Origin of the sequence: Nocardioides aquaticus (assembly GCF_018459925.1) — a bacterium.
Lineage (GTDB): Bacteria > Actinomycetota > Actinomycetes > Propionibacteriales > Nocardioidaceae > Nocardioides > Nocardioides aquaticus.
In genome coordinates, this window is the sequence record NZ_CP075371.1 from 3,197,264 (window position 1) to 3,220,219 (window position 22,956).

The following is a 22,956-nucleotide window of genomic DNA, read 5'->3' on the forward strand; positions in this document are numbered from 1 at the left end:
CCGAGAGTGTGCGGACCGGAGGCCCGACCCTAGACCCGGGCGCCGGTGGCGGTCGAGGGTCCGGCGCCGCGGCCGGTGCTCAGCGCTGGGGGCGCTGCAGGGCGACGACACCGAGCGCCACCACGAGCCCCGAGAGCAGGCCGTCCAGGCCGGCTCCCTCGGAGCCGTCCCTGTTGATCTGGAGGGCCACGAAGAGCGCCACCCCGGCCAGGACGAGCAGCACGCCGAGGGCGACGCGCCAGCGCGGTCGGGGGCGCGGGGTGCCGGGGCTGCTCACGCGGGCGAGCCTACGGGGACGGGCCCTAGAACAAGGTGGACACGGCAACGACCATGACCAGGGTCAGCAGCACGGTCGCCAGCACGACCGCCCAGTTGCGGCCCAGGAAGTCGTGCAGGCGCATCCGCGCCGGGAGCTCGTCGTCGACCACCTCGTCAGCCTAGCGACGACGGGCGCATGCCGATGCGGACCACCAGACGACAGCGGCTCGTCCTAGCCGACCTTTCCGCGCGACTTCTTCAGGTAGTAGGTCATCACGAACGAGCACGCGTCGCACACGTAGTGCCGCATGACGTGCGACCCGGCGCCCCACTTGGTGGCCTGGCGGGTGTCCTCCTCGGTGAACGCGCGACCTGAGCAGCTCAGGCAGCTGGTCGGCGGTGCGTGCTCGCGCTCCTGCGCCATGGGTCTGTCCTGTCGTGTGGGGGCCTGACGTCGTTCCGGCCATCACCTTCACACGGCGGTCGACTCCCTGCGTGGTCCCACGCCATCCTCGAAGGCCGGTCACAGACCGCCGACGGCGCCGCCCCTGTTGATCCGGCGTTGCGCCTCCGACTGCTCGTGGGCCGCCCGGCTGCGCCGTGCGTCAGGGCCGGGCGGCTCGACCTGGTCTCGCCTGCCGGTCCGCAGGTCCTGGGCGACCAGGACGAGGAAGGCCGTGGCGCACGCGAGCACGAACAGCACGCCGGCGACGGTGAGGACGGTGGCCATCATGACGGTCTCCCCTCCGTGTCGCCCTCGGGTGAGGGTGGGGGTGGAGCATGACACGCCTCTGCCCCGTGGACCAGGTCCGGCCGGGACCACCAGGAGCGCTGCGCGCGCACCGGGGAGGGCGGGTGACGACGATGCCGCGGACCGGTGCGAGATGCTCGCACCGATCCGCGGCATGGTGATCGCCGGCGGGCCGTTCCTCAGTCGAGGTAGTCCCGGAGGACCTGCGAGCGGCTGGGGTGGCGCAGCTTCGACATCGTCTTGGACTCGATCTGGCGGATCCGCTCGCGGGTCACGCCGTAGACCTTGCCGATCTCGTCGAGGGTCTTGGGCTGGCCGTCGGTCAGGCCGAAGCGCATCGACACCACACCGGCCTCACGCTCGGAGAGCGTGTCGAGGACCGCGTGGAGCTGCTCCTGGAGCAGGGTGAACGACACGGCGTCGGCCGGGACGATCGCCTCGGAGTCCTCGATGAGGTCACCGAACTCGGAGTCGCCGTCCTCGCCGAGGGGCGTGTGCAGGGAGATCGGCTCGCGGCCGTACTTCTGGACCTCGATGACCTTCTCGGGGGTCATGTCGAGCTCGACCGCGAGCTCCTCCGGCGTGGGCTCGCGGCCCAGGTCCTGGAGCATCTGGCGCTGCACGCGGGCCAGCTTGTTGATGACCTCGACCATGTGGACCGGGATCCGGATGGTGCGGGCCTGGTCGGCCATGGCGCGCGTGATCGCCTGGCGGATCCACCAGGTGGCGTAGGTCGAGAACTTGTAGCCCTTGGTGTAGTCGAACTTCTCGACCGCACGGATCAGGCCGAGGTTGCCCTCCTGGATCAGGTCGAGGAAGAGCATCCCGCGACCGGTGTAGCGCTTGGCCAGGGAGACCACGAGCCGCAGGTTGGCCTCGAGGAGGTGGTTCTTGGCGCGGCGCCCGTCCTCGGCGATCCACTCCAGCTCCTCGTGGACCTTGGCGGAGATGCGACCGCCCTTGGCCAGCTTCTCGTCCGAGAACAGGCCGGCCTCGATGCGCTTGGCGAGCTCGACCTCCATCTCGGCGTTGAGGAGCGGGACCTTGCCGATCTGCTTGAGGTAGTCCTTGACCGGGTCGGCGGTCGCGCCGGCGACCATGACCTGCTGCTCGGGCTCGTCGGTGTCGTCGGCGGAGGAGACGACGAAGGAGGCCTTCTTCTCGTCCTCCTTGATGGTCGGGTCGACCTTGACGTCCTTCTCGAACTGCTCGTCGGGCAGGTCCGGGAGGATCTTCTTGCCGTCGGGGCCGATGACCGGCGCCACGTCGGGCTCGAGGACGACCTCGGTGACCGACGGCGCCGCCGCGACGCCCTTGGTCACGGCCTTGGCCGCGGTCTTCTTGGCCGGCGCGGCCTTCTTGGCGGCGGCCTTCCTGGCCGGCGCGGCCTTCTTCGCTGGGGCCTTCTCGGCGGAGGCCTCCTCGGCGGCCGCCGGGGCCTTCGCGGTGGCGGTGGCGCTCTTGCGGGTGCCGGTCGCGGCGGCGGCGCGGGCGCCGACCGGCAGCGCGACGCTGATGCCGAGGCCGCTGAGGTGGGCCATCAGCGACTTCAGGTGGCGGGGCTCGACTGCTGCCTCGTCGCTGGCGCGGCGGATGTCGTCAGGGGTGACCTGTCCGTCCGGCGAGGCCTGCTCGATGAGGGCCGTGACAGCCGGGTGCGAGAGCACCTCGGCAGGAATCTTGCGCGCGGTCGAGGACACGAACACCTCTCGTCATGCTGGTAGACAATGTACGGCGGAGCAGTCTCATGGCATACCAAAGGCCGGTGTCGTCAAGAGCCGCTGGTCTCATCATGCCACGGGACCGGAGGAACGCCGACCACGACGGGGACCCCAGCGGCGCGTTGAAGCCTGTGCAGGTTCGTTGTCGAACATCGGCGGGTCAGGTGCCGCCGGCCTTGGCCGCCTTGGCCGCGGCCTTCTGCTCCTTCTTGTGCTCACGCACCTTCTGCAGCGACTCCGACCCGGTCACGTCGGCCACCGAGCGGTAGCCGTCGAGGGCGTAGTCGCCCACGGCGGCCTCCCACCCGTCAGGGCGCACGTCCAGCTGCTTGGCCAGGAGCGCGACGAAGATCTTCGCCTTCTGCGCACCGAACCCCGGCAGGGCCTGCACCCGCCTCAGCAGCTCGCGGCCCGTGCTCGCCCCGGTCCAGATCGCGGCGGCGTCGCCGTCGTACTCCTGCTCCACCACCCGGGCCAGCTCCTGGAGCCGCGCGGCCATCGAGCCCGGGAACCGGTGGATCGCGGGCGTCCGGGCGCACAGCTCCGCGAGCTCCTCGGGATCCGCGGCGGCGACCGCCGCCGGGTCGAGCGAGCCGAGCCGGTCGAGCAGCTTCGAGGGACCGCGGAAGGCGTGCTCCATCGGGTACTGCTGGTCGAGCATCATCCCGACGAGCAGCGCGAACGCCGACTCGTCGAGGACGCGGTCGGCGGCGGGGTCACCGGTGATGTCGAAGCCCATGGCCTCATTCTTGCTCACCTGGCGGCGCACCCGCTGCCCGTGCCCGGGGTTCAGCCGAGGACGGTGACCGCGGCGTCGTAGTCCGGCTCCTGGCCGATCTCCGGGACCAGCTGGGAGTGCAGCACGGTGCCGTCGCGGTCGAGGACCACGACCGCGCGGGCCAGCAGGCCCGCGAACGCGCCGTCGACGAGGCGCACGCCGTAGTCGTCGCCGAAGGTGGAGCGGAACGACGACGCCGCCACGACCCGGTCGAGCCCCTCGGACCCGCAGAACCGCGCCTGGGCGAACGGCAGGTCCTGCGAGACGCACACCACGTCGGTCTCGGGCAGCCCGGCCGCGCGCTCGTTGAACTCGCGGACGCTGGCCGCGCACACGCCGGTGTCGACGCTGGGGAAGATGTTGAGCACGGTGCGTCGCTCGTCGCTGCGCACGACCTCCCCGAGGTCCGCGCCGGTCAGGGAGTACGCCGGGGCCTTCGTGCCCGGGGAGGGCAGGTCGCCGACGAGCGAGACGGGGGTGCCACCGAGGGCGGTCGAGGTCATGCGGCCCATTCTGACCCCCCGGGCCCTCCTTGGCACCCCGGGGTGGCTGGAGGGCGGTGTCGGCGCGAGGGCTACGGCTTGACGGTGAGCACCGGGCACGGGGCGTCGAGCAGGATCCGCTGGGCGCTGGAGCCCAGGATCAGCTTGCCCAGCGGCGAGCGGCGCTTGAGCCCGATCACGATCAGGTCGGCGGCGGAGGCGACGTCGACGAGGTCCTCCGCCCCGTCCACCCCGCCCGGGCCCTCCCGCACGTCGAAGGTGACCCCGCTGGACGTGAGCCGCTCCCGGGCCGGGGCCAGGTCGGCGCCCTCGTCACCGGTGCGACGGCGCACGTCGACGACGAGCAGGTCGGACTCACGCAGGCGGGCCTCGCTGATCGCGCGGTCGAGCGCGGCGTCCCCCTCCGGGTTGGGCACGTAACCCACGACGACGGTTCCCATGCCGCTCACCGTACCGACGCACCCGCCCAGTCGCGCCACCTGTGGAGGACGCCGGGCACCACGGGCCCGTCTCGGGCACCCTCACGGGGTGTCCACCACACGAGGCACCACACGAGGCGCCGCACCGGCACCGCCGGACCCGGTCGGCCCGTTCGGGCCCCCGGTCGCGGCAGCGAGGGCCCGGCAGCTCCGGGCCCTGGTGCTGGCCCACCTCCACGCGGAGCCCCGACGCCGCTTCCCCGCGGTGCTGCACGTGGGTCGACCCGGGGGCCCCGAGGCCGTGCGTCCCGCCCTGGACCCCGCCGACGACCACGCCCTGCGGGTCGAGGTGCTGGAGGCGATGCTGCGCCGGGTACGAGCGCTGCCCACCGACCTGCCCGCCGACCTGCCCGCCGACCTGCCCGCCGCCCCGGCCCTGGTCTGGCTCACCCGGCCCGGACCCCTGGTGCTGCAGGACGTCGACGCCGCCTGGGGCGCGGCGACGCGGGCCGCCGCTGCGGAGCTGGGGACGGACCCCCTGGCGCTGGTCGTGGTCACCCGGGCGGGCTGGTGGGAGCCCGCCGCCGGCTCGGGCCGGCGCTGGCGCAGGCTCCGGGTCCGCCCGTGAACCGGCGTGCCGCGACCCGTGCGGCCCGTCCGGCCAGACCGGCGGGCCCGGGCACCTACCAGGTGTGGACCGGCTCGTTGGTGTGCATCCGCTCGCGGTACTCCCCCGTCACGGCGCGCAGCGCGTCGTAGCGGTCCTGGCCTGCGCGCTCGGCCATCCGCCGCACGAACCACTCGGCGCCGTTGACGCCGGCCAGGCAGCGTCCCTCGATCACGCCGAGCAGCCGGTCGCTGTCCTCGCCCGGGACGCCCCAGGCGTCCAGCCCCTGCCGGGCCATCGGCAGCAGCCGCCGCAGGACCAGCTCGGTCGCGGGGACCTGCCCGATGCCGGGCCAGAACACCTGCGCGTCGATGCCGTGCAGCGCGGCGGTGTGGAAGTTCTCCTCCGCGGCGCTGAACGACATCGCCGACCACAGGGGCCGCTCGCTCTCGGCCAGGGACCGCACCAGCCCGAAGTAGAAGGCGGCGTTGGCCATGGTGTCGACCACCGTCGGGCCGGCGGCGAGCACCCGGTTCTCCACCCGCAGGTGCGGCACCCCGCCCGCGATGTCGTAGACCGGCCGGTTCCAGCGGTAGACCGTGCCGTTGTGCAGGCGCAGCTCGCTGAGGTTGGGCGTGCCCCCGCCCTCGAGGACCTGGACGGGGTCCTCGTCGTCGGTGATCGGCAGCAGCGCCGGGAAGTAGCGCACGTTCTCCTCGAACAGGTCGAAGACCGAGGTCACCCAGCGCTCGCCGAACCACACCCGGGGCCGGACGCCCTGCACCTTGAGCTCCTCGGCGCGGGTGTCGGTGGCCTGCTCGAAGAGCGGGATCCGGGTCTCGCGCCACAGCTGCTTGCCCAGCAGGTAGGGCGAGTTCGCGCCGAGGGCCAGCTGGATGGCCGACACGGCCTGGGAGGCGTTCCAGTAGTCGGCGAACTCCGAGGGCGAGGTCTGCACGTGCAGCTGGGTGCTGGTGCAGGCCGCCTCCGGCAGGATCGTCCCGGCGGTCGTCTCGACCTGCTCCGAGGCCGGCGGGAGACCCTGGATCGACAGCTCGATGTCCTCGCCGCGTGCGGCGAGGATCTGTTCGCTGAGCAGCCGGTAGCGGGGGTTCCCGCTCAGGCTGCCGGGCCCCATGTGCCCCTCGGCCAGGGTCGGCAGCACCCCGATCATCACCAGGTGCGCGCCGATCTCCGCCGACTTCGTCTCGGCGTCGTTCAGGCTGCGTCGCAGGTTGGCCTCGAAGTCGGCCAGCCCGCCCTCGCGGAGCCGGGCGGGGGCGACGTTGATCTCGATGTTGAACTGGCCCAGCTCGGTCTGCCAGGCCGGGTCGGCGATCCGCTCCAGCGCCTCGGCGTTCTTCAGCGCCGGGTCGTTGGCCTCGTCGACCAGGTTGAGCTCGACCTCGAGCCCGACCATCGGGTCGTCGGTGTCGAAGACCGAGTCGCGCAGCATCCGGGCGAAGACGTCCAGGCAGCGCCGCACCTTCTCGCGGTGACGCGTGCGGTCGGCCCGGGTGAACTCCTGTGCGTCGACCTCTGCGCCCATGGCCAGACCCTAGACCCGGCGGGGCCCGCGGGGCGCTCACCCGGCGGAGGCGCCGCGAGGGTCCTCGCCGAGCGCGTCGGGCACGCTCGCTGACAATGCCTCGGCAGGGTCGAAGGAACCGGGCCGGATCGCCGCGGTGAGCAGGTGCGCCACCAGCCCGGTCAGCGTGTGGGTGGGGTCGGCCTCGTCGGCCACGTCGATCGCGCACCATGCCAGCGCCCCGTTGCCGCTGTTCCAGGCGGCGTACGCCAGCAGCGCCGCCGCAGGGGCCCGCCACCGTCGGGGGCAGCGGCGCACCACCTCGGTCCACAGGTCGGCGGCGTCGCGGGCGGCCTCGGCGGCCTGGGCGGGCGGGGTCGTCGCCCAGACGGCGTCGCGCACCGCGAACGACCCCAGCCCGACCACGAGCCGGGCCAGCGCGGCGGGCTCCGGGACGGTGCGGTCCCGGACGTGGTCGCGGACCAGGGCGACGGCCCACCTCCGCTCGGCCGAGGCCCACGCCGGCTCGCGTGCCGCGGCGGCCGCCGCAGCCACGGACGCCAGCGCCCCGACCTCGTCGACCGCTGCGGCGACCGGCTTGAGGGTGTCGACCAGGGCCTCCCGCGACGGCAGCGTCACCCGCCCGTCCACCACGGCCTGCGCCGCGAACGGGTGGGCCGCGGCGTCGTAGGGGACCCCCCACTCCGGGACGCCGGGACGGCGACCCCGCGCCGGCCACCACCACCCCTGGTGCGCCCGGAGGCTGTCGAGCACGTCGACGCGGGCCCTGCTCAGCCCTCTGCCCAGGGCGCCCGCGACCGACCGCGCCAGGGTCGCGTCGGAGGTGAACAGCAGCACCGCCGCCCGGGAGACACCGTGGTGACGCACGGGGTCGAGGAGCATCGTGACGAGGTCGTCGACGCCCTGCGGGTCGCCGCGGGCCGGGAGGTCGGCGCGGGCGTGGAACGAGCCCGGCCCGAAGGTCAGCAGCACCAGCGAGTCGGTCGGGGTGAAGCCGAGCACCACCGGCGCCAGCGCCAGCAGGTCCTCGGGCGTGCGCACGGTCAGGGACGGGGTCTCACGGGCTCGGGGCATGCGACGAGACTGACCACCCGCGGGCGCCCGTGGGTGGCGGTGGCGCCGGCCTGGGGAGGACGGCTCCGGGAGCCCCGCCTGTGGACGCGGGGCGGCCCGGGAGGGCCCCGTACGGCGGGTAGCGTGCCGGACGTGCGCGCCACGGCCTCGGTCCTCCACCTGGACCTCGACGCCTTCTTCGCCGCCGTCGAGCAGCGCGACAAGCCGTCGTTGCGGGGCAAGCCGGTCGTGGTCGGCGGCACGGGCGGCCGGGGCGTCGTGGCCACCGCCTCCTACGAGGCGCGCGTGCACGGCGTCCGCTCGGCCATGTCGACCCGGGAGGCGCGCTCGCGGTGCCCCCACGCCGCCTACCTCGCCGGCCGGTTCCCGGCCTACCGGGAGGCCAGCGTGGTGGTGATGGAGCTGCTCCGCTCGCTCTCGCCGCTGGTGGAGCCGCTGTCGCTCGACGAGGCGTTCGTCGACCTGGCCGCCGCCGGGCTGCCCGACCTCGAGGTCGACACCGTCACGGCGGTGGCGCAGGAGGTGCGCGCCGAGCTGCACCGCCGTACGGGCGGCCTGACCGCCTCGGTCGGGCTGGCCACCTCCAAGTTCATGGCCAAGGTGGCCAGCGACCTCGACAAGCCCGACGGGCTGGTCGTCGTCCCGCCCGGCTCCGAGCCCGAGCTCCTGCGCCCGATGCACGTCTCCGTCATCCCCGGCGTCGGCCCGGCCACGACCGAGCGGCTGCGCCGCGCCGGCCTGCACCAGGTGGCCGACCTGGAGCGGGTCAGCCTCGAGGAGCTCGTCCGCCTGGTCGGGCGCGCCCACGGCACCTCCCTCCACGAGCTGTGCCGGGCCCAGGACGACCGGCCCGTGGTGGCCGAGCGGGAAGCCAAGTCGGTGTCGGTGGAGGGCACCTACGAGACCGACCTGACCGACCGGCGGCTGATGGAGGGCCTGCTGACCCGTCAGGCCGGCGAGGTGGCCGCCCGCCTGGCCGCCGGCGGGCAGTCCGGTCGCACAGTCTCGATCAAGGTGCGCCTGCACGACTTCACCACCCTGTCCCGCTCGGCCACCCTCGACTCCCCCACCGACCGCCCGGCCGTCGTCGCCCGGGTCGCCCGGGCCCTGCTGGCCGACCTCGACACCTCCGGCGGCGTACGCCTGCTCGGCGTCGGCGTCTCGGGGCTGGCCGACTGGGTCCAGGACGACCTGTTCGGCGGTACCGGGGTGACCGGCGTCGACGAGGAGGTCGTCGACCTGCCGACCGAGGTCCCGGTGGACCCGCGGCGACACCGCACCGCGTGGGCCCCCGGCGCCGACGTCGTGCACGACCACCACGGCCGGGGCTGGGTCTGGGGGTCGGGCCGCGGGGTGGTGACGGTCCGGTTCGAGACCGCGGAGACCCCGCCGGGCCCGGTGCGCTCCTTCGCCGTCGACGACCCGGCCCTGCGGCACTGGACCCGCCCGGACCCGCTCGACCCCGCCGACGGGGAGACCACGGCCGCCGAGGCACCGACCGCCGTCCCGACGGAAAACCCCTCGCCAGCACCGACCCCTCCCTCCTAGCCTCAGCGGGTGGAGATCCGCCCCGTCGACCTGGCCGACGACGCCCTGATGGCCCAGCTGCACGGCGTCTCCGAGCGCGCCCTGCGCCTCGGACGGCCCGACGCGCCCGTGTGGTCGCTGGCCGACTTCCTCGGCGCGATGCGCTCCCCCGACTCCGGGGAGAGGTCCTACCTGCTCGCCGCCCGCCTTCCCGGGGACCCGGACCGGGTCGTCGGCTGGGGCGTGCTCTACCTGTTCCTGCTCGACAACCTGGAGAAGGCCTACCTGGAGGTCCAGGTCGACCCCGCCCACGCCCGCCGGGGCGTCGGCACCGCCCTGGTCGGCGAGCTGGAGCGGCTGGCGGTCGAGGAGGGCCGCACCCTGCTGCTCACCGACACCAAGCTCCCGGCCGACGAGCAGGAGTCGCACGGCTACCGGCGCTTCCTGGAGCGGCTCGGCTACTCCTTCTCGAACGTCGAGGTGGTCCGCCACGCCCCGCTGCCGGTCCCCGACGCCGACCTCGACGCCTGGGCCGCGCAGGCTGCCCGCAAGGCCGGGGGCTACGAGGTGCGCACCCTGGTCAACGAGGTGCCGCCCGAGCTGGCGGCGTCCCTCGGCGAGCTGATGGGCCTGCTGGCCGTCGACGCCCCGACCGGCGCGGTCGACTTCGAGGCCGAGACGATGACGCCGGAACGGCTCGACGAGCGGCTGGCGGCGTCGCGCGCGATGGGCCGCGACCTCTACGAGACCGTCGCGCTGGCCCCGGACGGCACGGTGGCGGCCCAGAGCACGCTGTCGGTGCCCACCGACGGCACGACGACGGCGTGGCAGTGGGGCACCTTCGTGCACCGAGAGCACCGCGGTCGGAGCCTCGGCCTGGCGGTGAAGACGGCCAACCTGCGCGCGGTGCAGGCCGACCACCCCGAGCTGCGCCGGGTCACCACGCAGAACGCCGAGACCAACGAGTGGATGATCGCGATCAACGAGCTGATGGGGTTCCGCCCGGTCGAGGTCTCCGCGGAGTTCCTCAAGCACGCCTGACCCGGGGGCGGTCGGGGCGTGCGACCCGGGAAGTAGGTTCGCGACATGCCCGACCCGTCCACACCCCCGTCCGCACACCAGTCCGCTCCCCGGGCCGCCGCCCGTCCCGTCACGACGACCCACCACGGCCAGGAGCGCGTCGACGAGTACGACTGGCTGCGCGACAAGGACTCCCCGGAGGTCCTCGCGCACCTGGAGGCGGAGAACGCCTACACGCAGGAGCAGACCGCGCACCTGGCGCCGCTGCGGGCCCGCCTCTTCGACGAGATCAAGGCCCGGACCCGCGAGACCGACCTGTCGGTGCCCACCCGCAAGCGCGGCCACTGGTACTACGGGCGCTCCTTCGAGGGCCGGGAGTACGGCGCCTCGTGCCGCGTGCCGGTCGTCGACCCGGCCGACTGGTCCCCGCCCCGCCCGGCGGAGGACGCCGCCCCCGACCAGCCCGCGCTGCCCGGCGAGCAGGTGCTCCTCGACCTCGACGCGCTCGCCGAGGGCCACGACTTCTTCTCGCTCGGCGGGTCCTCGATCAGCCCGGACGACACCCTGCTGGCCTACGCCGTCGACACCACCGGCGACGAGCGCTACACCGTCCGCTTCCGTGAGCTGGCCGGCGAGGCGCTGCGCGACGACGTGCTCACCGACGTCATGGGCGGCGTCACCTGGCACCCGGACGGGGAGCGCTGCTACTACGCCACGGTCGACGAGTCCTGGCGGCCCGACAAGATCTGGGAGCACCGGCTCGGCACCGCCCAGGCCGACGACACGCTGGTCCACCACGAGACCGACGAGCGGTTCTGGACCGGTCTCGGCCGGACCCGCTCCGAGCGCTTCCTGCTGGTCGCCAGCGGCTCCAAGACCACCTCGGAGTACCGCTTCCTCGACACCGAGGACGAGGCCGCCGGGTGGCAGCTGTTCACCCCGCGCCGCGCCGACCTCGACCACCACCTCGAGCACGCCGTGATCGCCGGGCAGGACGTGTTCCTGGTCCACCACAACGGCACCGGCCCCGACTACGAGATCGCCACCGCGCCGATCGCGCCGACCGCCCCGGAGGACTGGGTCCCGCTGGTGCCGCACGACCCGGCCGTCCGCCTCGAGGACGTCGCCGCGTTCGCCGGCCACCTCGTCGTCGAGCAGCGCAGCGCCGGCCAGACGCAGCTGCGCGTCATCGAGCTCGGCCCCGCGGGACCGACCGACGACTACCTGGTCACCTTCGACCGCGAGCTGGCCACCGTGGGCGCCGGCAGCAACCCCGGCTTCGACCAGCCGGTGATCCGGCTGGGCTACACCTCCCTGGCCGTGCCGTCCTCGGTCTACGACTACGACGTGCGCACCCGCGAGCTGACCCTGCTGCGCCGCCAGCCCGTGCTGGGCGACTTCGACCCCGACGACTACGAGGAGCACCGGCTCTGGGCCACCGCGCCGGACGGCGAGCAGGTCCCGATCTCGCTGGTCGTGCGCCGTGACGCCAGCCCCGCCCGCGACGGCGCCGGCCCGGTGCCGCTGCACCTGTACGGCTACGGCGCCTACGAGGCCTCGATGGACCCCGGCTTCTCCGTCGCGCGGCTGTCCGTGCTCGACCGGGGCGCGGCCTTCGCGATCGCCCACGTGCGCGGCGGCGGCGAGATGGGCCGCCGGTGGTACGACGAGGGCAAGCTGCACCACAAGCAGCACACCTTCGACGACTTCGCCGCCTGCGCCCGCCACCTCGTCGACACGGGCTGGACCACCGTCGAGCACCTCGTCGGCGAGGGCGGCTCGGCCGGCGGGCTGCTGATCGGCGCGGTCGCCAACCAGGCCCCCGACGCGTTCGGCGCGCTGGTGGCGGGCGTGCCCTTCGTGGACACCCTCACCTCCATGCTCGACGCGAGCCTCCCGCTGACGGTCACCGAGTACGACGAGTGGGGCGACCCCACGGGCGACCCGCAGGCCTACGCCGACATCGCGGCCTACGCGCCGTACGAGAACGTGCGCGCCCAGCACTACCCGGCGATCCTGGCCGAGACCTCGCTCAACGACACCCGGGTGCTCTACGTCGAGCCGGCCAAGTGGGTGGCCCGGCTGCGGGCGGTGGCCGACGCCGACGTGCTGCTGCGCTGCGAGATGCAGGCCGGGCACGGCGGGGTCTCGGGCCGCTACCGCGCCTGGCACGACCGCGCCTTCAGCCTCGCGTGGATCCTGGACCGGATGGGCCTCGCCGAGGTCTGAGCGCCGCCTTGTGCCACGCGTACCGCTGAGTCCGAGACCGCCCGCCGGGGACCGCCACCCCGGCGGGCGTGGTGGTCTGAGAGTTTTCTGAGAAGTCTGCTCCTACGCAACTCTGCAGCCTCGCTGGACGTCGTTCTAGTTGAAGGCAACAGGGAATCGGCCCTCCGCCACCCCCACCCCGCAGGGGTGACCTGCTGGGGAATCGGTGGCCACTCCCCCGTGTTGTGACAGATGACGAAGGAGGGGTTCGCATGGCGACCAGCACCACCACCCGCGCCACGGCACGACGCTCTGGAGGGCGCGAGATCGAAGGACGTGACTCCGTCGGGCTCTACCTCGACGAGATCGCACGCACGCCCCTCCTCGACGCCGCGACCGAGGTCGAGCTGTCCAAGACCATCGAGGCCGGCCTGATGGCCCAGGCCCTGCTGAACGAGGGCCGGGTGGGTCGCCGCAAGGGCGGTGCCCCGATGTCGGCCAACCTCGAGGAGCTCGAGTGGCTCGCCGCCGAGGGCGAGAAGGCGGTCCAGACCTTCATCACCGCCAACCTGCGCCTGGTGGTCTCCATCGCGCGCAAGTACGGCCGCGCCCAGATGCCGATGCTCGACCTGATCCAGGAGGGCAACACCGGCCTGATCCGGGCGGTCGAGAAGTTCGACTACACCAAGGGCTACAAGTTCTCGACCTACGCCACGTGGTGGGTTCGCCAGGCCATCACCCGCGGCATCGCCCAGCAGGCCCGCGTCGTCCGCCTGCCCGTGCACGTCGTCGAGGAGCTCAACCAGGTCGGCGGCGCCCGCCGTACCCTGGAGCGCCAGCTGGGTCGCGACCCCGACCCGCAGGAGATCGCCATGGAGCTCGGTCTCGACGTCGACCGGGTCCTCGACCTGATGGCGTGGGGCCGTGAGCACGTCAGCCTCGACACCCCGGTCGACGAGGACGGCGACACCTCGCTGGGCGACCTGATGGCCCAGGAGACGGCCCCCGGGCCGGACCTGACGGTCCTGGACACCGAGGCCCGCGAGCGCCTGAACGCCCTCGTCGGCAACCTCGACGACCGCGCGGCCGACATCATCCGGTCCCGCTACGGCCTGGTCGACGGACGCCAGCACAAGCTGGCCGACATCGGCACCAAGCACGGCATCTCCGCCGAGCGCGTGCGCCAGCTCGAGCGGGAGGCGCTGCAGAAGCTGCGTCGCCTGGGCGACCCCGACCTGGCGGCCTGAGACCGGCGTCGCGCCCGACCCGAGACGGGCGCGACGCCTCCGAGCACCCGGCCCCGACCTGGACCCGAGACCAGGTCGGGGCCGTGGTGCGTCCGGGACCGTCGCGGGGCGGGCGGCCTGGCACGATCGAGACATGGACGAGCCGGTCGTACGCCGCGCGGCGCCCGACGACGCCGCCGCGATCGCGCGGGTGCACGTCCGCGGGTGGCAGGTGGGCTACCGCGGACTGCTGCCGGACGCGGTGCTGGACGACCTCTCGGTGGCCGAGCGCTCCGTCTCCTGGCGCGAGCGCCTCGCCCACCCCGTCGCGGGCGGCGCGACCACCTGCGTCGCCGTCGACGGCGACCGGGTGCTGGGCTTCTGCTCCGTGGGCCCCTCCCGCGACCCGGACGCGGCGCCCGGGACCGCCGAGCTGTGGGCGCTCTACGTCGACCCGGACCGCTGGCGGCACGGCGCCGGGCGGGCGCTCGACGCGGCGGCGGCCGCCCAGCTGACCCGGGACGGCGTCCGCTCGGCCACGCTGTGGGTGCTGAGCAGCAACACCCGGGCCCGGGCCTTCTACGAGCACCAGGGGTGGCGCGTCGACGGCGCGACCCGCGTCGACCGGCGCGAGGGACCGGTCCCCCTCGACCTTGCCGAGACGCGCTACGCGCGGGAGGTCCTGCCGAGCTGAGGCCTCACCCCCGGGCGCCCCGGCGGTGCGGTCAGCCGGACGCGAGCCCGGCGTAGAGCTCCTCGACCACGCGCCGCAGGTCCTCGCGCGAGCCGGTGTTGTCCAGCACGTGCGTGGCCACGGCGAGCCGGTCCTCGCGCGAGGCCTGGGCGGCGATCCGGGCCCGGGCGTCCTCCTCGGTCCAGCCGCGGTCGGAGACCATCCGCGCGAGCTGGACCTCCTCGGGCACGTCGACCACGACGACCACCTCGAAGCGGTCCCCCTGGCCGGTCTCGACCAGCAGCGGGATGTCGTGGACGATCAGCGACCCGTCCGGTGCGGCGTGCTCGACCTCGGCGGCCCGCGCGCGGACCAGCGGGTGCACGATGCCCTCGAGCCGGCGGCGGGCGTCGTCGTCGCCGAAGACCAGGCGGCCCAGCGCCGGCCGGTCGAGCGACCCGTCGGAGGCCAGGACCTGGTGCCCGAACTCGCCGACCACGGCGGTGAGGCCCGGGGTGCCGGGGGCGACCACCTCGCGGGCGATCACGTCGGAGTCGACGACCACCGCCCCCAGCTCGTCGAGGACCGCCGACACCGTGCTCTTGCCTGAGGCGACCCCACCGGTCAGTCCGACGCGCATCGGGCCAGGCTAGTGGACCGGCTGCCGGACGGCCCCCCTGCTCGGCGGTGGCGCGCAGGACCTCCGCCCACGGCGTCGGGGAGAGCGAGAGCGCCGCCTCGGAGGCGGCCGAGTCCAGGACGTACGGCTGCTCGAACTGGCCCACCGTCTCCCTCATCTCCCGCAGGAACGGCACCACCGTCCCGCCCAGCGTGAGCATCGCGCGTGGCCAGGACCTGACCCGCACCGGCGCCACGCCGGCCGCCCGACAGACACCGGCCACGGCCTCGGCCTGGGACACCGGCGGGTTGGTGGGTGCGTGCCAGACCCGGCCGTGCGCCGCCGGTGTCGTCGCCGCGGTCACCAGGGCCGTCGCCATGTCCCGGACGTCGGTGAAGGAGTGCAGGGCGTCGGGGTCCCCGAAGACGCGCACCGCCCGGCCCCGCAGCGCGCGGGGCACCACGACGGGGACGTGCGCCTGGCTCACCCCGGGCCCGAGGTAGTCCGAGCCACGCACCTCCACGGCCCGTGCCCGGCCGGCGCGGTGCGCGGCCATCGCGTCCGCCGTCATGGCGGCGCGCAGCCGCCCCTTCGCCCCGGAGGCGTCGTCGGGACGCCCCTCCACCATCGGCGTGCCGTCCACGGCGTAGGGGTACAGGCACGACGCGGTGGCCAGGACCGCTCCGCTGTGCTGGGCCGCCGCCGACAGCGCCTGCGCGACCGGCGGCCACCAGGTGCCCCAGACGTCGTAGGACGGCGGGTTGGCGGCGTTGTAGACCACCTCCGCGCCGGCGCAGAGCGCGGTCAGGCCCTCTGCCGATCCGGCACCGCCCAGGTCGAGAGCGACCCGGCGGGCCCCCTCCACCTCCTCCCCGGCCCCGAACGGCTCACCAGCACCACGTCCCCGGCCCCGCGTCGTACCAGCTCCCGGGCCACGGCCCGGCCCACCGGTCCTGCTCCGACCACCACGTGTCGTTCGCTCATCGGTCCTCCTCGGACGAGAATGCGAGAGCACTGCTCTCGCTGGACCCCCAGCGTGGCACGGGTCGCCCCCGCTGACAAGAGCGGTGCTCTCGTCCTGGACCACCGCTCTCGGCACGTGGCAGGATGGACCGGTGCCCGCCGAGACCTCCCCCCGTCCCGCACCCGCCCCCCGGACCGCCCGCGCCGTCGCCCGCACCGAGCTGACCCGGGCCATCCTGGACAGCGCCGGCCGGCAGCTGGCGGCCGTCGGCCCGGCGGCCCTGTCGCTGCGGGCCGTGGCGCGCGACCTCGAGATGGCCTCGTCCGCGGTCTACCGCTACGTCGAGAGCCGCGACGCGCTGCTGACCGCGCTGATCGTCGAGGCCTACGACGAGCTCGGCGAGGCCGTGGAGCAGGCCGATGCCGAGCGGGCCCGCGACGACCTGGCCGGACGCTGGCGGGCCCTGGCGCACGCCGTGCGCGACTGGGCCGTGGCCCACCCCCACCGCTACGCCCTCACCTACGGCAGCCCCGTGCCGGGTTACGCCGCGCCGTACGACACCGTCGGCCCGGCGACACGGACCAGCCGGGCGCTGCTCACGCTGCTCAGCGACGCGGAGCGGGCCGGACGGACACCGCTGGCCGGGGGCGCCGGTGTGTCCCGGGCCGAGCAGGAGGCGGTGGCGCCGGTCGCGGAGCTGGTCGACCCGGCGCCGGGCACGGCGTACGTCGTCGCCGGCCTCCAGGCGTGGGCCACGTTGGTCGGGCAGGTGTCGCTGGAGCTCTTCGGCCACCTGCACCGCGGGGTGCTGGACCACGACGTGCACTACGAGACGGTCGTGGGCCGCGTGGGCGAGGAGCTCGGCCTGGTCTGAGGCCTCCGCTGCCCTCGCCCCCGCGAACGGCGACGACCCGCCGCGACCGAGGTCGCGACGGGTCGTCGTGGGTGCTGCGTGCGGGTCAGGCGCCCCCGCCGGTGAGCTTCTCGCGCAGGGCCTGGAGGGCCTCGTCGGAGGCCAGCGAGCCGCCGGTGCTCTCCGTGGCGCCCGAGGACGCCTGCTGCGTGGAGCCCGACGCGGTGTTGCCCGCGTTGCCGGTGTCAGAGGAGTACGAGGTGGCCTCGCCGGCCTCGACCTCCGCCTTGGCGGCCTCGGCCTGCTGCTTGACGTGGGCCTCCCAGCGCTCGTGGGCGGTGGCGTACTGCTGCTCCCACACCGCGCGCTGGTCGTCGTAGCCCTCGAGCCACTCGCCCGTCTCGGGGTCGAAGCCCTCGGGGTAGACGTAGTTGCCCTGCTCGTCGTAGGTGGCCGTCATGCCGTAGAGCGTGGGGTCGAAGTCCTCGACGTCCGTGGCGGCCGGGTTCTCGTTGGCCTGCTTCAGCGACAGCGAGATGCGGCGACGCTCGAGGTCGATGTCGATGATCTTGACCATGACGTCGTCGCCGACCTGCACGACCTGCTCGGGGATCTCCACGTGGCGCTCGGCCAGCTCGGAGATGTGCACCAGGCCCTCGATGCCCTCCTCGACACGGACGAACGAGCCGAAGGGCACCAGCTTGGTGACCTTGCCGGGCACGATCTGACCGATCTGGTGGGTGCGGGCGAAGTGCTGCCAGGGGTCCTCCTGCGTCGCCTTGAGCGACAGCGAGACGCGCTCGCGGTCCATGTCGACGTCGAGCACCTCGACGGTGACCTCGTCGCCGACGGCCACGACCTCCGAGGGGTGGTCGATGTGCTTCCAGGACAGCTCGGAGACGTGCACGAGACCGTCGACGCCGCCGAGGTCCACGAACGCACCGAAGTTGACGATGGAGGACACGACGCCCTTGCGGATCTGGCCGCGCTGGAGCTGCGTGAGGAAGCTGTGGCGGACCTCGGACTGGGTCTGCTCGAGCCAGGCACGGCGCGACAGGACCACGTTGTTGCGGTTCTTGTCGAGCTCGATGATCTTCGCCTCGAGCTTCTGGCCGACGTACGGCTGGAGGTCGCGCACACGGCGCATCTCGACCAGCGACGCCGGCAGGAAGCCGCGCAGGCCGATGTCGAGGATGAGGCCGCCCTTGACGACCTCGATGACGGTGCCCTCGACGACGCCGTCCTCCTCCTTGACCTGCTCGATCGTGCCCCAGGCGCGCTCGTACTGCGCGCGCTTCTTGGACAGGATCAGGCGACCCTCCTTGTCCTCCTTCTGGAGGACCAGGGCCTCGACCGCGTCGCCGACCTCGACGACCTCGTGGGGGTCGACGTCGTGCTTGATCGACAGCTCGCGGGAGGGGATGACGCCTTCGGTCTTGTAACCGATGTCGAGCAGGACCTCGTCCCGGTCGACCTTGACGATGATGCCCTCGACGATGTCACCGTCGTTGAAGTACTTGATGGTCGCGTCGATCGCGGCGAGGAAGTCCTCCTCGGACCCGATGTCGTTGATCGCGACCTGAGGCGCGGCATCGGCGGGAGGGATGATGGTGCTCGTCATAAGGGAAGTGGAACCTTCGGTCGGATGGAGTCGTACGGCCACGCGTGAAGTCCTTGTTCACTACCTCCGGCTGACCGGCTGGCACCCTGCGGCCTCTGACGGGCCGGCGGAGGGTGCCGATCGATAGCGATCCTCGTCCACTCGGTATGGGACCCGGCGGACTCCACTCGCGTAGTGAAGCGTACGCCTGCCTCCGGACGAGGTCCAACCGCGACCACCCCCGGGCGACCGCACGGACCGGCTGTCTCGGCTGCGAGAACTTTTCCGTCCCGGGGTCCCGGTTCCGCGGTGGCGGGATATCAAGGTGGTGCGGCCCACCCAGGCCGCACCAGCCTCCCTCCACCCGTCTCCCTCCCCCTTCGGAGCCCCCCAGCCATGAGTCCCTTCAAGCGACCGGTGGCGTGCGGTCTCGTCGTCTCGACGGCCGCGCTCTTCACCCTCACCGCGGTCCCCGCGCCCGCTCTCGCCGACGTCACCGACCAGCCACTGACCAGCTCCGCCTCCGCCCAGGTCCTCGGGCTGGACGCGCTCCGGCTGCCGGGGCTGCCTGCCGTCGCTGCCGCCGGTGTCGCCACCTCGGAGGGCACGGTCACCACGACGGTCACCGACGGTCAGTCGGCCACGGCGGACGCCCGCAACCTCGATGCCTCCGTCCTCGGCGCGGGCCTGCCGGGCCTGCTCGCCGAGGCGAGCCAGACGGCACCGCCGGACAACGCGCAGCCCACGGTGGACGGCGGCGCCCCCGGCACCGTCCCGGGGCTGCTCTCGCTCGGCATCTCGGAGGCCGAGGCCCACGCCCGCGCCGTCACCGGGGGGTGCCCGACTGGCCCCCTGACGTCCTCGGCGGTCTCGACCGTCGGGTTGTCGCTGCTGCCCGTGCCGACCCTGGGCACCCTGCTGGCGCTGCCCGACACCGTCTCGACGTCGCAGAGCACCGGACTGGTCGAGGTGGACGGCCCCGACACCCAGGGCGTGGCCAGCTCGGCCCGCGGCAGCATCGCCTCCCTGGACCTGCTCAGCGGGTCGGTCCAGGTGCGCGTCCTGTCCGCGCCCGAGCTGACCGCGACGGCCACCGGGCAGGAGGGCGCCGACGGCGCGAGCGTCGCCTACGACGCACCGGTCGTGGAGGTCACCGCCGACGGGCGGACGCGCACCCTGCCGGTCGACGGCAGCCCGCTCAGCTTCACCTCGCCCGACAACCCGCTGCTGCAGCTGACCCTGCGCGCCGGCCAGCTCGACGTGTCCGCGGACGCCGCCGACGGTACGCAGGCCGCGGGCTCGGCGTCGGTGCTCGAGGTGCGCGCAGCCGTGCTGGGCGCCGTGCCCGTGCTCGAGACCGAGCTGTTCCCGCTCGAGGCCTCGGCCACCGCCCCCGTCGGCGGGATCGACTGCTCGCTGGTCCCCGGCGATGACACCGACGGCGACGGCCTGACCAACGCCGAGGAGACCACCCAGACCGGCACCGACCCCCGCGACACCGACTCCGACGACGACGGCACCACCGACGACGCCGAAGACCCCGACGGCGACGGGCTCACCAACCTCGAAGAAGTCGACGGCTCGCAGAACGACGCCTACGACAACGCCCCCACCGACCCCCGCGACGACGACACCGACGGCGACGGACTCACCGACGGTGAGGAGATCGACGTCGAGCTGACCGACCCCAACACCGCCGACACCGACGGTGGCGGCGTCCAAGACGGCGCCGAGGTCGACAACGGCACCGACCCCCTCGACCCCGACGACGACACCCCCCTCGACCCCGCAGCCGACGCCGACGGCGACGGCCTCACCAACGGCGAGGAGACCACCCAGACCGGCACCGACCCCCGCGACACCGACTCCGACGACGACGGCACCACCGACGACGCCGAAGACCCCGACGGCGACGGCCTCACCAACCTCGAGGAAGTCGACGGCTCGCAGAACGACGCCTACGACAACGCCCCCACCGACCCCCGCGACGACGACTCCGACGACGACGGACTCACCGACGGTGAGGAGATCGAGCTCACCGGCACCGACCCCAACACCGCGGACACCGACGGCGACGGCACCGACGACGCGGGCGACGACTCCGACGGCGACGGCCTCACCAACCTCGAAGAAGTCGACGGCTCGCAGAACGACGCCTACGACAACGCCCCCACCGACCCCCGCGACGACGACTCCGACGACGACGGACTCACCGACGGCGAGGAGATCGAGCTCACCGGCACCGACCCCAACACCGCCGATACCGACGGCGACGGCACCGACGACGCGGGCGACGACTCCGACGGCGACGGCCTGACCGACCTCGAGGAGGTCTCCGGCTCCGAGAACGACGCGTTCGGCGGGGAGCCCACGGACCCGCGCGAGGACGACAGCGACAACGACGGCCTCACCGACGGCGAGGAGGTCTCCGGCTCCGCGAACGACGCGTTCGGCGGGGAGCCGACCGACCCCAACGACGCCGACACCGACGGTGGCGGGGTGCCCGACGGCACCGAGGTCTCGGGCAGCCCCGCCGGCGACCCGAACGACGCAGCCGACGACGCGGTCACGACCGACCCCGACGCGGACGACGACGGGGACGGGCTGACCAACGGCGAGGAGGTCGAGCAGACCTTCACCGACCCGGCGGACCCCGACAGCGACGGCGACGGCACCACCGACGACGCCGAGGACCCCGACAACGACGGCCTCACCAACCTCGAGGAGGTCTCTGGCTCGGAGAACGGCGCCTACGACAACGCGCCCACCGACCCCCGCGACGACGACACCGACGGCGACGGTCTCACCGACAGCCAGGAGATCGAGCTCACCGGCACCGACCCCGCCACCGCGGACACCGATGCAGACGGCACCACCGACGACGCGGAGGACGCCGACGACGACGGGGTGACCAACCTCGAGGAGGTCTCGGGCTCGGAGAACGACGGGTACGGCAACGCGCCCACCGACCCCCGCGACGACGTCTCCGACGACGACGGACTCACCGACGGTGACGAGGTCGACGTCGAGCTGACCGACCCCAACGTGGCCGACACGGACGGGGGCGGCGTGGACGACGGCGCCGAGGTCGAGGCCGGGACCGACCCGCTCGACCCGCTCGACGACACCCCCGTGGTGGACCTCGACTCCGACGACGACGGACTGACCGACGCCGAGGAGCTGCAGCTCGGCACCGATCCCCGTGACCCCGACACCGACGACGACGGCCTCACCGACGGCGCCGAGGTCGACCAGCACGCGACCGACCCGTTGCGGGCCGACACCGACCGCGACGGCCTCACCGACGGCCGCGAGGTCAACCGCACCAAGACCAACCCCCTGCGCAAGGACACCGACCGCGACGGCCTCACCGACGGCCGCGAGGTCAACCGCACCAAGACCAACCCGCTGCGCAAGGACACCGACCGCGACGGCCTCACCGACGGCCGCGAGGTCAACCGCACCAAGACCAACCCGGTGCGCAAGGACACCGACCGCGACGGCCTGACCGACCGGGTCGAGATCAAGCGTCACCGGACCAACCCCTGCGACCGCGACACCGACAACGGTGGGGTCAGCGACGGTCGTGAGGTCGCGGCCGGAAGCGACCCGCTCGACCGCAAGTCGAGCCCCCGCAACCCGTAGAGCAGCACCGCACCTGCTCCACGGCCTGACGACGCCGCCCGGGACCCCCCACCCGGGCGGCGTCGTCAGGTCCGGACCACGGACGACGACACCTGCGACACGATGTCGCAGCAACCCCTCCTCCCGCCCCCTCCGGGCGCTACCGTCGCGGGATGGTCTCCCCCGCCCTCGCCGTCGTGCCCGCACCCGTGCGGTCGCGCGTCACGGCCCTCGCCGCGCTCCCCGTCGACCTGGCCGTCGCGGCCACCCGCGCCACGCTCGCCGTCGGCGTCCTCGCCGCGCCGGACGGTCCGATCCGACGCCCGGGCGGGTACGCCGACCTGCTGCTGCGGGTCATCGGCGACGGCGGGTACGCCGAGCAGCTGGTCCGCGCGCTCTCGGACCGCGAGGGCCCGGTGCGCCTGGCCCACACCCTCAACGAGCTGACCGCCCCCGATCGTCCGCTCGGGCGTCTCCTCGAGCGCGGCGGGACCCTCGACCGGCTGCTGGCCGAGCGCGGCGGCCTGCTGACGCTGCTCGCCGAGGACGGCCCGCTGGACCGCCTGGTCGCCGAGGACGGCGCCCTGGACCGGCTCCTCGCCGACGGCGGACCGCTGGACCGACTGGTCGAGGCGGACGGCGTGCTCGAGCGTCTCCTCGCCCCCGGCGCCGCGCTCGACCGGATCACGATGACGGACGGGCTGCTGGACCGCCTCGTCGCGCCGGGCGGGCTGCTCGACCGGATGCTGCTGGAGGACGGCTTCGTCGAGAAGCTGGTCGCCGACGGCGGCACCCTCGACCAGCTCGTCGCGCTGGGCGACACCCTCGAGCAGATCCAGCCGAGGCTGGAGTCGCTCGCCGAGCTGATCCCGTCGTTGGAGACCGCGGCCGACGGCCTCGGCCGCGCCGTGGGGCCCCTCGGTGATCTCGCCGGCCGGCTGCCCCTTCGCGGGCGGCGCGCGGTCGACGCGGGCTGAGGGAG

At 73.8% G+C, this 22,956-nt stretch carries 21 protein-coding genes and 1 pseudogene; 9 read left to right on the forward strand and 13 right to left on the reverse strand.

Annotated elements, in window-relative coordinates:
• Positions 1-79: 79 nt before the first annotated feature.
• The 8 genes from ENKNEFLB_RS15490 to ENKNEFLB_RS15520 all read right to left on the reverse strand — a co-directional run bounded on the left by ENKNEFLB_RS15490 (position 80) and on the right by ENKNEFLB_RS15520 (position 4,451).
• On the reverse strand, positions 80-277 hold the full coding sequence (locus ENKNEFLB_RS15490; RefSeq protein ID WP_214056222.1) for a hypothetical protein: 198 nt from the start codon (positions 275-277) through the stop codon (positions 80-82).
• 25 nt (positions 278-302) lie between these two features.
• Positions 303-428, reverse strand: a complete 126-nt coding sequence (locus ENKNEFLB_RS22935; protein WP_275955897.1) for a hypothetical protein — start codon at positions 426-428, stop codon at positions 303-305.
• A gap of 62 nt (positions 429-490) precedes the next feature.
• The gene (locus ENKNEFLB_RS15495) at positions 491-682 is read right to left on the reverse strand and encodes a hypothetical protein (protein ID WP_214056223.1); all 192 of its coding nucleotides are present in this window, start codon (positions 680-682) and stop codon (positions 491-493) included.
• Between the two features lie 99 nt (positions 683-781).
• Complete coding sequence (locus ENKNEFLB_RS15500) at positions 782-991, reverse strand: hypothetical protein (RefSeq protein WP_214056224.1); 210 nt, start codon at positions 989-991, stop codon at positions 782-784.
• 197 nt (positions 992-1,188) lie between these two features.
• Positions 1,189-2,550, reverse strand: a complete 1,362-nt coding sequence (locus ENKNEFLB_RS15505; RefSeq protein WP_246536030.1) for an RNA polymerase sigma factor — start codon at positions 2,548-2,550, stop codon at positions 1,189-1,191.
• A 340-nt stretch (positions 2,551-2,890) separates the two neighbouring features.
• Positions 2,891-3,469 (reverse strand): HhH-GPD-type base excision DNA repair protein, encoded by a 579-nt coding sequence (locus tag ENKNEFLB_RS15510; RefSeq protein WP_214056226.1) that lies wholly within the window; start codon positions 3,467-3,469, stop codon positions 2,891-2,893.
• Between the two features lie 50 nt (positions 3,470-3,519).
• On the reverse strand, positions 3,520-4,011 hold the full coding sequence (gene tpx / locus ENKNEFLB_RS15515) for a thiol peroxidase (protein WP_214056227.1): 492 nt from the start codon (positions 4,009-4,011) through the stop codon (positions 3,520-3,522).
• Between the two features lie 71 nt (positions 4,012-4,082).
• On the reverse strand, positions 4,083-4,451 hold the full coding sequence (locus tag ENKNEFLB_RS15520) for a universal stress protein (RefSeq protein WP_214056228.1): 369 nt from the start codon (positions 4,449-4,451) through the stop codon (positions 4,083-4,085).
• 88 nt (positions 4,452-4,539) lie between these two features.
• On the opposite strand from ENKNEFLB_RS15520, the gene ENKNEFLB_RS15525 reads away from it, so the two are divergent.
• Positions 4,540-5,058 carry a hypothetical protein gene (locus ENKNEFLB_RS15525; RefSeq protein ID WP_246535582.1) on the forward strand — a complete coding sequence of 173 codons (519 nt, stop codon included), beginning with the start codon at positions 4,540-4,542 and terminating at the stop codon, positions 5,056-5,058.
• A gap of 55 nt (positions 5,059-5,113) precedes the next feature.
• On the opposite strand, the gene ENKNEFLB_RS15530 is transcribed toward ENKNEFLB_RS15525, so the two are convergent.
• Both ENKNEFLB_RS15530 and ENKNEFLB_RS15535 read right to left on the reverse strand, forming a co-directional pair.
• Complete coding sequence (locus ENKNEFLB_RS15530) at positions 5,114-6,586, reverse strand: glutamate-cysteine ligase family protein (protein WP_214056229.1); 1,473 nt, start codon at positions 6,584-6,586, stop codon at positions 5,114-5,116.
• Positions 6,587-6,622: 36 nt separating this feature from the next.
• Positions 6,623-7,660, reverse strand: coding sequence for a DUF4192 domain-containing protein (locus tag ENKNEFLB_RS15535; RefSeq protein WP_214056230.1), 1,038 nt, complete (start codon positions 7,658-7,660; stop codon positions 6,623-6,625).
• A 132-nt stretch (positions 7,661-7,792) separates the two neighbouring features.
• Here ENKNEFLB_RS15535 and ENKNEFLB_RS15540 point away from each other — a divergent pair, with 132 nt between their 5' ends.
• The 5 genes from ENKNEFLB_RS15540 to ENKNEFLB_RS15560 all read left to right on the forward strand — a co-directional run bounded on the left by ENKNEFLB_RS15540 (position 7,793) and on the right by ENKNEFLB_RS15560 (position 14,335).
• Positions 7,793-9,208, forward strand: coding sequence for a DNA polymerase IV (locus ENKNEFLB_RS15540; RefSeq protein ID WP_214056231.1), 1,416 nt, complete (start codon positions 7,793-7,795; stop codon positions 9,206-9,208).
• A gap of 9 nt (positions 9,209-9,217) precedes the next feature.
• Positions 9,218-10,228, forward strand: coding sequence for a GNAT family N-acetyltransferase (locus ENKNEFLB_RS15545; RefSeq protein WP_214056232.1), 1,011 nt, complete (start codon positions 9,218-9,220; stop codon positions 10,226-10,228).
• 45 nt (positions 10,229-10,273) lie between these two features.
• On the forward strand, positions 10,274-12,436 hold the full coding sequence (locus tag ENKNEFLB_RS15550; protein ID WP_214056233.1) for a S9 family peptidase: 2,163 nt from the start codon (positions 10,274-10,276) through the stop codon (positions 12,434-12,436).
• A gap of 251 nt (positions 12,437-12,687) precedes the next feature.
• The gene (locus tag ENKNEFLB_RS15555; RefSeq protein ID WP_214056234.1) at positions 12,688-13,662 is read left to right on the forward strand and encodes a sigma-70 family RNA polymerase sigma factor; all 975 of its coding nucleotides are present in this window, start codon (positions 12,688-12,690) and stop codon (positions 13,660-13,662) included.
• A 133-nt stretch (positions 13,663-13,795) separates the two neighbouring features.
• A complete protein-coding gene (locus tag ENKNEFLB_RS15560) occupies positions 13,796-14,335 on the forward strand; it encodes a GNAT family N-acetyltransferase (RefSeq protein WP_214056235.1) in 540 nt (179 codons plus the stop codon).
• 31 nt (positions 14,336-14,366) lie between these two features.
• Here the strand turns inward: ENKNEFLB_RS15560 and coaE are convergent, their stop codons facing one another.
• Together coaE and ENKNEFLB_RS23220 are read right to left on the reverse strand one after the other, a co-directional pair.
• Entirely contained in the window at positions 14,367-14,954 is a 588-nt protein-coding gene (gene coaE, locus ENKNEFLB_RS15565; RefSeq protein WP_214056236.1) for a dephospho-CoA kinase, read from the reverse strand.
• A 367-nt stretch (positions 14,955-15,321) separates the two neighbouring features.
• Positions 15,322-16,131, reverse strand: a pseudogene (locus tag ENKNEFLB_RS23220) (Rossmann-fold NAD(P)-binding domain-containing protein); the annotation flags it as partial.
• On the opposite strand from ENKNEFLB_RS23220, the gene ENKNEFLB_RS15575 reads away from it, so the two are divergent.
• Positions 16,049-16,771, forward strand: coding sequence for a TetR/AcrR family transcriptional regulator (locus ENKNEFLB_RS15575; protein ID WP_214056237.1), 723 nt, complete (start codon positions 16,049-16,051; stop codon positions 16,769-16,771). The pseudogene ENKNEFLB_RS23220 and the gene ENKNEFLB_RS15575 overlap by 83 nt on opposite strands.
• 85 nt (positions 16,772-16,856) lie before the next feature.
• On the opposite strand, the gene rpsA is transcribed toward ENKNEFLB_RS15575, so the two are convergent.
• Positions 16,857-18,371, reverse strand: coding sequence for a 30S ribosomal protein S1 (gene rpsA, locus ENKNEFLB_RS15580; RefSeq protein WP_214056238.1), 1,515 nt, complete (start codon positions 18,369-18,371; stop codon positions 16,857-16,859).
• 375 nt (positions 18,372-18,746) lie between these two features.
• Here rpsA and ENKNEFLB_RS15585 point away from each other — a divergent pair, with 375 nt between their 5' ends.
• A complete protein-coding gene (locus ENKNEFLB_RS15585; RefSeq protein WP_214056239.1) occupies positions 18,747-21,995 on the forward strand; it encodes a hypothetical protein in 3,249 nt (1,082 codons plus the stop codon).
• 152 nt (positions 21,996-22,147) lie between these two features.
• Positions 22,148-22,951 carry a hypothetical protein gene (locus ENKNEFLB_RS15590; RefSeq protein ID WP_214056240.1) on the forward strand — a complete coding sequence of 268 codons (804 nt, stop codon included), beginning with the start codon at positions 22,148-22,150 and terminating at the stop codon, positions 22,949-22,951.
• The last annotated feature ends 5 nt before the right edge of the window (positions 22,952-22,956 follow it).

Bases quoted from the DNA above. Each gene is read 5' to 3' on its own strand.
- ENKNEFLB_RS15560 (WP_214056235.1), top strand. From the start codon at position 13,796: ATGGACGAGCCGGTCGTACGCCGCGCGGCGCCCGACGACGCCGCCGCG.
- ENKNEFLB_RS15510 (WP_214056226.1), bottom strand. From the start codon at position 3,469: ATGGGCTTCGACATCACCGGTGACCCCGCCGCCGACCGCGTCCTCGAC.
- ENKNEFLB_RS15550 (WP_214056233.1), top strand. From the start codon at position 10,274: ATGCCCGACCCGTCCACACCCCCGTCCGCACACCAGTCCGCTCCCCGG.
- ENKNEFLB_RS15590 (WP_214056240.1), top strand. From the start codon at position 22,148: ATGGTCTCCCCCGCCCTCGCCGTCGTGCCCGCACCCGTGCGGTCGCGC.
- tpx (WP_214056227.1), bottom strand. From the start codon at position 4,011: ATGACCTCGACCGCCCTCGGTGGCACCCCCGTCTCGCTCGTCGGCGAC.
- ENKNEFLB_RS15495 (WP_214056223.1), bottom strand. From the start codon at position 682: ATGGCGCAGGAGCGCGAGCACGCACCGCCGACCAGCTGCCTGAGCTGC.
- ENKNEFLB_RS15555 (WP_214056234.1), top strand. From the start codon at position 12,688: ATGGCGACCAGCACCACCACCCGCGCCACGGCACGACGCTCTGGAGGG.
- ENKNEFLB_RS15535 (WP_214056230.1), bottom strand. From the start codon at position 7,660: ATGCCCCGAGCCCGTGAGACCCCGTCCCTGACCGTGCGCACGCCCGAG.
- ENKNEFLB_RS15530 (WP_214056229.1), bottom strand. From the start codon at position 6,586: ATGGGCGCAGAGGTCGACGCACAGGAGTTCACCCGGGCCGACCGCACG.
- ENKNEFLB_RS15500 (WP_214056224.1), bottom strand. From the start codon at position 991: ATGATGGCCACCGTCCTCACCGTCGCCGGCGTGCTGTTCGTGCTCGCG.
- coaE (WP_214056236.1), bottom strand. From the start codon at position 14,954: ATGCGCGTCGGACTGACCGGTGGGGTCGCCTCAGGCAAGAGCACGGTG.
- rpsA (WP_214056238.1), bottom strand. From the start codon at position 18,371: ATGACGAGCACCATCATCCCTCCCGCCGATGCCGCGCCTCAGGTCGCG.
- ENKNEFLB_RS15505 (WP_246536030.1), bottom strand. From the start codon at position 2,550: ATGGCCCACCTCAGCGGCCTCGGCATCAGCGTCGCGCTGCCGGTCGGC.
- ENKNEFLB_RS15520 (WP_214056228.1), bottom strand. From the start codon at position 4,451: ATGGGAACCGTCGTCGTGGGTTACGTGCCCAACCCGGAGGGGGACGCC.
- ENKNEFLB_RS15585 (WP_214056239.1), top strand. From the start codon at position 18,747: ATGAGTCCCTTCAAGCGACCGGTGGCGTGCGGTCTCGTCGTCTCGACG.